Source organism: Rhodococcus sp. NS-SX18 (assembly GCF_057367935.1).
The window spans coordinates 3718707-3726327 of record NZ_CM170633.1; the positions used below are offsets into that span (position 1 = coordinate 3718707).

Below are 7621 nucleotides of genomic sequence, written 5' to 3' on the forward strand. Positions count from 1 at the left end.
TACCGGCCGGTATTCAGTTCCGCATACTCCACGGGTCGACGGCGGCCACGGTCGCCCACTCGTCACCCGCCGCGGCGGAACCCGCGGGAACCTCGTCACGGTCGGTGACGACCACGACGCGGAGGTCCTCGGCGGGCGCGTCGTTCAACGCCTCTACCAGCGAAGACGGGACGAATGCGTGGGTCACCCACTCGTCGGACACCACGGCGGCGAGGTCGGCGTCCGGCTCGGCCACGACCACCACCGCACCGGCGATCCCGGCCGTCAGGATCGCGAAGACGCGCCACTGCTCCGCCGTACCGTCGCACACCAGCAACCGCGACTCGTAGTCCAGCTTCCCCGCCGCCCCTCCGCCGCGGGCCAGGGCGACCAGTTCGCCGTGGTCGACCACACGGTCGGCCACCCGCAGCGCGGGGTGCTGCGGCTGCAGGACCCGGACCCGCTCCGAGTAGTCGACCGGACGGGTGGACAGCGCTGCCACGGTGGCCGCCGTCGCCGGGTCGTCGAGGTACAGCCAGCGCGCGGCGGCCGACGGCCGGACGTCCGCCCCGTGCGTCGCCAACCCGAGCTCGGGGGTCTGCGCGGCCGCGGTGGAGCCGGAGACAGCAGGCACGATCGCAGCGCCCGCCTTGGTGATCGCCCAGAGCGCGGTGATCAGTTCCGGTCCGGCCGGCGCGGCGACCGCGACACCGTCGCCGGGTCCGACACCCTGGGCGATGAGATGCCGGGCCCACTGCGACGAGCGGCGATCGAGCTCGAGATAGGTGACCTCGGTGCCGTCCGCGACGAACGCCGGGGCCTCCGGGTCGGACTCCACCGCGACCTGCCACTCCTGCGGCACGGTCCGCTCGACCCGGTCGGGGGCCGCCACCGGCTCGGGCTCGATGTCCGCGGGCGCCGAGCGCTCGGTCTCGGTACGGATATCGATGTCGCCGACCACTGCCCGGGGGCTCGCCGCGACGGCGCGCAGGACGGTCACGAAGCGTTCGGCGAAGGTGGCGACGGTGCCGGCGTCGAACAGGTCCACGGCGTAGGTGAACCCGACGTGCATGCCGGCGGCCGAGCCGCCCGGGTGCTCACGCGGATCGACGGTCACCTGCAGGTCGAACTTGGCGGCGAGTTCACCGCCGTCGAGCGCCTCGACGGTGAGATCCGGCAGTTCGAGCCGCGCTGCCTCGGTGTTCTGGAACGACAGCACCGTCTGGAAGACGGGGTGCCGGGCCGGAGAGCGCGCGGCCACCACATCGTCGACCACCCGCTCGAACGGCACGTCGGCGTGACCGAACGCCTCGAGGTCGACGGCGCGGGCCCGGTCGAGCAACTCGGCGAAGGTCGCCGCCGGGTCGACGTCCGTACGCAGCGCGAGAGTGTTGACGAACATCCCGACCAAGTCGTCGAGGCGTCGGTCGCCGCGGCCCGCGACGGGCGTGCCGACGACGATGTCGTGGGTGCCGCTGAGCCGGGCCAGCAGCACCGCGAGCGCCGCGTGGACCACCATGAACAGCGAGGCCCGATGCTCGAGCGCGAGTGCGTCGAGCCGCTGCCGGGTGTGCTCGTCGACCTGCACGGCTACCGTGCCGCCGCGCAGCGACGGCTGCGGCGGCCGGGGACGGTCCGTGGGCAGATCGAGGAGTTCGGGCACGCCCGTCAGCCGCGAACGCCAGTAGTCGAGCTGGGCACCGGCCGGGGACTGCGCGTCGTCGGCGTCGCCGAGGACACGGCGTTGCCAGAGCGCGTAGTCGGCGTACTGCACCTCGAGCGGCGCCCAGGCGGGGGCATCGCCCGACAACCGCGACGCGTAGGCGGTCATCAGGTCCCGCGCCAGCGGCGCCAGCGACGCACCGTCGGCGGAGATGTGGTGGACGACGAGTGCGAGCACGTGGTCGTCGGCGCCGACCGAGACGATCCGGCCGCGCACCGGCACCTGCGACGAGACGTCGAATCCTTCCGAGGCGAGGGCGACCACCTCGGCGAGCGCCTCCTGCTCGGACGCCGCCTCGACCGGCACCACCGCGGGCACGACCGCGTCGGCGCCGAGAATGTGCTGGTAGGGCCCCGTCTCGTCCTGCGGGTACCGGGTGCGCAGCGACTCGTGCCGCTCGATCACGTCGCGCACCGCCGCGGTGAGGGCCGCGGTGTCGAGGCGGCCGCGCAGCCGGATCGCGAGCGGGATGTTGTAGCTCGCGGACGCCGGATCGAGCTGGTTGAGCACCCACATGCGCTGCTGGGCGAGGGAGAGCGGCACCCGGTCGGGGCGGGGGCCGGCGGTCAGCGCGGGCCGGGGCGCCGACTCCGCGTGCGCGTCGGCCCGGGCCGCGAGTTCGGCGACCGTCGGCGCCTCGAACAGCTCCCGGATCGCCAGGCCGGTTCCCAGCGACTCGTTGACCCGCGCGATCACCCGCGTCGCGATGAGCGAGTTGCCGCCGAGGTCGAAGAACGAATCGTCCGCTCCGATCCCCTCGACGCCGAGCACGTCGGCGAAGACCTGCGCGACGGCGCGTTCGGCGTCGGTGGCCGGCTCGCGGCGCGTGCCCGCGGTGGTGGTTGCCTGGGGCACCGGCAGGGCGCGCCGGTCGAGCTTGCCGTTCACGGTGAGTGGCAGCTCGTCGAGAACGACCACGACGTCCGGAACCATGTAGCCGGTGAGGAAGGCACCGAGCTGGTCGCGCACGCGGGCCACGTCGAGGTCCTCACCGGCGCGGGGCACCACGTATGCGACGAGCCGATCGCCGAGGCCGTCGTCGCGGACCACGGCGACCGCCTGGGCCACCGCGTCGGCACGCATCAGTGCCGCCTCGACCTCGCCGAGCTCGATGCGGAAGCCCCGCAACTGCACCTGCGCGTCGCCGCGCCCGGCGTATTCGAGTTCACCGTCGGTGTTCCACCGGGCGACGTCGCCGGTGCGGTAGAGCCGGCCCGACCCGAACGGGTCGGCGACGAACCGCGCGGCGGTCAGCTCCGGTCGGCCGAGGTAGCCGCGCGAGAGCTGATCGCCGGAGACGTACACCTCGCCCGGCACGCCCACCGGGACGGGCTGCAGCAGCCGGTCGAGCACCCGCAGCCGCAGACCCGGCAGCGAGCGGCCGATCCGGCTGGCGGCGCCGGCACGGGCGGCGCCGCGGTCGAGGGTCAGGAACGACAAGTGGACCGTGGTCTCGGTGATGCCGTACATGTTGACCAGGGTCGGTGCCACGGGCCGCCGCCCGTACCAGCCCTCGAGCTTGCCGAGGTCGAGGGCCTCGCCGCCGAACACGACGTAGCGCAGGGCGAGCGGACCGGCGTCGGGGCGCTCCACCGACGCCACCCGGTCGGCCTCGTCGAGCTGGAGGAACGCCGAGGGGGTCTGGTTCAGCACGGTGACCCGCTCGGCCCGCAGCAGCTCGAGGAACTGCTCGGGCGAGCGCGACGTGAGGTAATCGACGACGACCAGCCGGCCGCCGTACAGGAGCGGTCCCCACAGCTCCCACACCGTGAAGTCGAACGCGTAGGAGTGGAACAGCGTCCACACGTCGTCGGAGCCGAACCCGAACAGCGGTTCGGCGTTGGCGAACAGGGTCAGCACGTTGCGGTGGGTGACCGCGACGCCTTTCGGGCGGCCCGTCGAGCCGGAGGTGTAGATGACGTATGCACGGTTGTCCGCGCGCAGCGGCGCGATCCGCTCGGCGTCGGTGACCGGCCCGCTCGGGGCCTGCGGGTCGTCGTCCTCGACGTGCACCCGTGGCAGGCCGAGGTCCGGCAGGTCACCGCCTGCGTCGGTGAGGAGGCAGCGCGGCCGGGCGTCCTCGAGCATGTACCGCAGGCGCTCGGCAGGATAGGTGGTGTCGGTGGGCAGATACGCGGCACCCGACTTGAGAACCGCCAGCAGCGCCACGATCAGGTCGGCCGACCGGGGCAGCGCGACGGCGACGAGCTCTTCCGGGCCGGCTCCGGCCGCGACGAGCCGCCGGGCCAGGCGGTTGGCCCGGGCGTCGAGCTCGGCGAACGTGAGGGTGCGCCCGGCGAACGTTACGGCCGGGGCGTCGGGGCTGCGGCGGACGACGGCGTCGAAGCGGTCGACGAGCGTCGCCTCGGCCGGCACCCGGGCGCCGGGTCCGAGGCTGCTCCACTCGGTGAGGATCCGCTCGGCCTCGGCGTCGCCGAGAAACGGCAGCGTGCCGATCGGGGTGGCGGCGGACGTGGCGACCCCGCGCAGGATCCGGGTGAACCGGTCGGCGAAGGACTGCATGGTGTCGGCGTCGAAAAGATCGGTGGCGTAGGCGAGTTCGACTGTCATCCCGCCCGGCGCGCCGCGGTCCGAGACCTGCTCGGCGACGGTGACCTGCAGGTCGAACTTCGCGATCGCCGTGTCGAATTCGACACCGGAGATGCGCAGACCCGGCAGCTCGAGGGTGGACTGCGGCAGGTTCTGGAAGGTGAGCATCACCTGGAACAGTGGGTGCCTTGCCTGCGAGCGGGGCGGGTCGAGTACCTCGACGAGTCGTTCGAACGGCACGTCTGCATTCGCGAACGCCTCGAGGTCGGTGCCGCGTACCTGGGCGAGCAGGTCGGCGAACGACTCATCCGGAGCGACGGCGGTGCGCAGCACCAGCGTGTTGACGAACATGCCGATCACGTCGTCCAGAGCAGCCTCGCCGCGGCCCGCGACGGGGGTGCCGACGGCAATGTCGTCGGTGCCGGACAGACGGGCCAGCAGCACGGCCAGTGCCGTGTGCACCACCATGAACACGCTCGCGTTGTGGGTGCGGGCCAGCTCGGCGAGCGCGGCGTGCACTTCCTTGTCGATCGGGAAACGAAGGGCGGCACCACGATTGGAGGAAACGGCGGGGCGCGGGCGGTCGGCCGGGAGGCCGAGCTCCTCCGGCAGGTCCGCGAGCTGCGCTCGCCAGTAGGCGAGCTGCCGGAACAGCACCGACTCGGGATCGTCCTCGTCGCCGAGCACCTCCCGCTGCCAGAGTGCATAGTCGGCGTACTGAACCGACAACGGCGGCAACGGGTTCGGCTCGTTGCGGGTACGCGCCCGATAGGACGCGACGATGTCGCGGGTCAGCGGCGTCATGGAGAAGCCGTCGCCGGAGATGTGGTGCACGACGACGACGAGTACGTGCTCCTCGGCCGAGAGACGCAGCAGGGCGACGCGCCACGGCACGGCGGCGGTGACGTCGAACCCGGTGCCGACCAGTTCGAGAACCCGGGCGGGAACGTCCTCGACCGCGACGTCGACGGGCGTGAGATCCGGGACGGCCTCGGCCGCCGGCAGCACCACCTGGTAGCCGTCGCCGTCGATTTCCGGGTACACCGTCCGCAGCGACTCGTGCCGGGCGACGAGATCGGCGACCGCACCCTGCAGAGCATCGACGTCGAGGTGTCCCGTGAGACGGATCGCGACGGGGATGTTGTCGACCGCCGACTCGGGCGCGAAACGGTTCAGGAACCACATCCGCTGCTGGGCGAGCGACAACGGGACCTGCTCGGGGCGCTCGCGGGCGACGAGCGCCACGGCCCCGGACCCGGCCTGCGCCTCGAGCCGGTCGGCGAGCGCCTGCACCGTCGGGGCTTCGAACACCAGCGGCACCGGCACCCGCGTGTCGAGGACCGCGCCGAGCCGGGCGACGAGCCGGGTGGCGACGAGCGAGTTGCCGCCGAGGTCGAGGAAGGAATCGTCGAGGCCGACTCGCTCGACGCCGAGGACGTCGGCGAAGACCTCGGCGACGGCCTGCTCGGTCGGCGTCTGCGGCGCCCGGTACTCGCGGACCGCGAAGACCGGGTCGGGAAGGGCCGCGCGGTCGAGCTTGCCGACGGGATTGAGCGGCACCTCGGGGATGGGGACGACCGCCGCCGGGAGCATGTAGTCGGGCAGGAAGCCGGCCGCGAACTCGACGAGCGCCCCGGTGTCGAGGTCCGCGGCCGCACCTGCCGGTACGACGTAGGATACGAGCGCGGTCTCCCCGGACGGCAGCGGGCGGCCCACGGTGGTGGCGAACTCGACGTCCGGGTGCCGGACGAGGACCGCGTCGATCTCGGTGAGTTCGATGCGGTAGCCGCGGATCTTGACCTGGAAGTCGGAGCGGCCGAGGTACTCGATCGCACCGCCGTCGTCGCGGCGCACGAGGTCGCCGGTGCGGTACATGCGCGCCCCGCCCTCGGTGAACGGGTTGGCGACGAACCGGTCGGCGGTCAGACCCGGCCGGGCGTGATATCCGAGCGCGAGCTGTGCGCCCGCCAGGTACAGCTCGCCGGTGACGCCGGCGGGGACCGGCCGCAGGTGCGTATCGAGCACGTATGCCCCCACACCGGGGATCGGGGTACCGATGCGGATCGGGTCACCCGGGTGCAGGGCGGCGCTGCTGACCGCGAGGATGGTCGCCTCGGTCGGGCCGTAGCCGTTGAAGAAGTCGCGGTGGGGCGCGGCCCACCGTTCGACGAGATCGGGTCCGAAGCTCTCCCCCGCCACCACGACCACGCGCAGGTCGTCGAGCCCCCGAGGGTCCGCCGACCCGAGGGCGGCCGGGGTGATGAACGTGTGGGTGACGCGCTCGGCCGCAAGCAGCTCCGAGAGGTCCGTGCCGCCGACGATCGTCGGCGGCGAGACCACGAGGGTCGCGCCGGCACCGAACGTGGTCAGCAGCTCGAGCATCGACACGTCGAAGCTGGGCGAGCAGATGTGCAGCACGCGGGCGTCCGCGGTGACCCGGTAGTGCTCACGTTCCGCGGTGATCAGAGCGGCGATGCCGCTGTGCGGGACGGAGACGCCCTTGGGCAGGCCCGTCGATCCCGACGTGTAGATCATCCACGCCGGATGCAGCTCCGACAGGGGGCGGAGCCGGTCGGCGTACGACACCGGGTGGCTGGGACGGGCCGCGATGTCGGCGGCCACGCCGGGATCGTCGAGCGCGGTCCACTGCGTCGATCCCGGGAGAGCGCCGGCGAAGGCGGCCAGGGTCAGTCCGACGGCCGCACCCGAGTCGGACACCATGTGCTGAACCCGCTCGGCGGGGTACTTCGGATCCACGGGCAGGAAGGTCGCGCCCGACTTGGCGACCGCCCAGACGGACAGGACGGACTCGACCGAGCGCGGCACCGCAACGGCCACCACGTCGCCGGGCCCGACGCCCCGGGCGATCAGCACTCGCGCCAACTGCGACGACCTCGCGTCCAACTCCCGGTACGAGAGGCCCGTTCCGCCGGGCGTGACGACCGCCGGATGGTCGCCGCGTTCCTCGACGGTCGACGTCAGCAGCTGGGGCAGCAGGGCCACCTGGGTGCGGGCACGGGCGCCGCGCTGGGGGCGGGCCGGGGACGGACGGCGGCTGCGGGCAGGGCGTTCGCGGTGCCTCCCGGCGGACGGCTCCGGAGCGATCGCCGGATCGCTCTCGCCCGGACTGCCGTCGTGTCGAGAAGACCGCATGTAGGTGCCCACATCCTTCGCTTCGATTCCGTTGCCAGCGCGCGCGAACGATCAAGCATAGTCACTGCGCCCGGCGCCCTCGGCGGGACCGTACCGGCCGGTAGCCGCCACCCGTTCATCCACCGAGACGCCCGCGACGTTACCTTTACGGGCCTCACCTGCCGGAACGTGGTGGGCTCCCGCCAGCCGAAGGGAGCCCACCACGCCGGCACGGCG

Annotated in this window: 1 protein-coding gene; it reads right to left on the reverse strand. The window is 72.9% G+C overall.

All coding sequences use genetic code 11. The features are described 5' to 3' along the window. Positions 1–13: 13 nt before the first annotated feature. The gene (locus tag AC2IPW_RS17170; protein WP_486375248.1) at positions 14–7405 is read right to left on the reverse strand and encodes an amino acid adenylation domain-containing protein; all 7392 of its coding nucleotides are present in this window, start codon (positions 7403–7405) and stop codon (positions 14–16) included. Between the last annotated feature and the right edge of the window lie 216 nt (positions 7406–7621).

What these genes read in the sequence shown, in the direction of transcription:
- AC2IPW_RS17170 (WP_486375248.1), bottom strand. Translation starts at nt 7,405, where the DNA reads ATGCGGTCTTCTCGACACGACGGCAGTCCGGGCGAGAGCGATCCGGCG.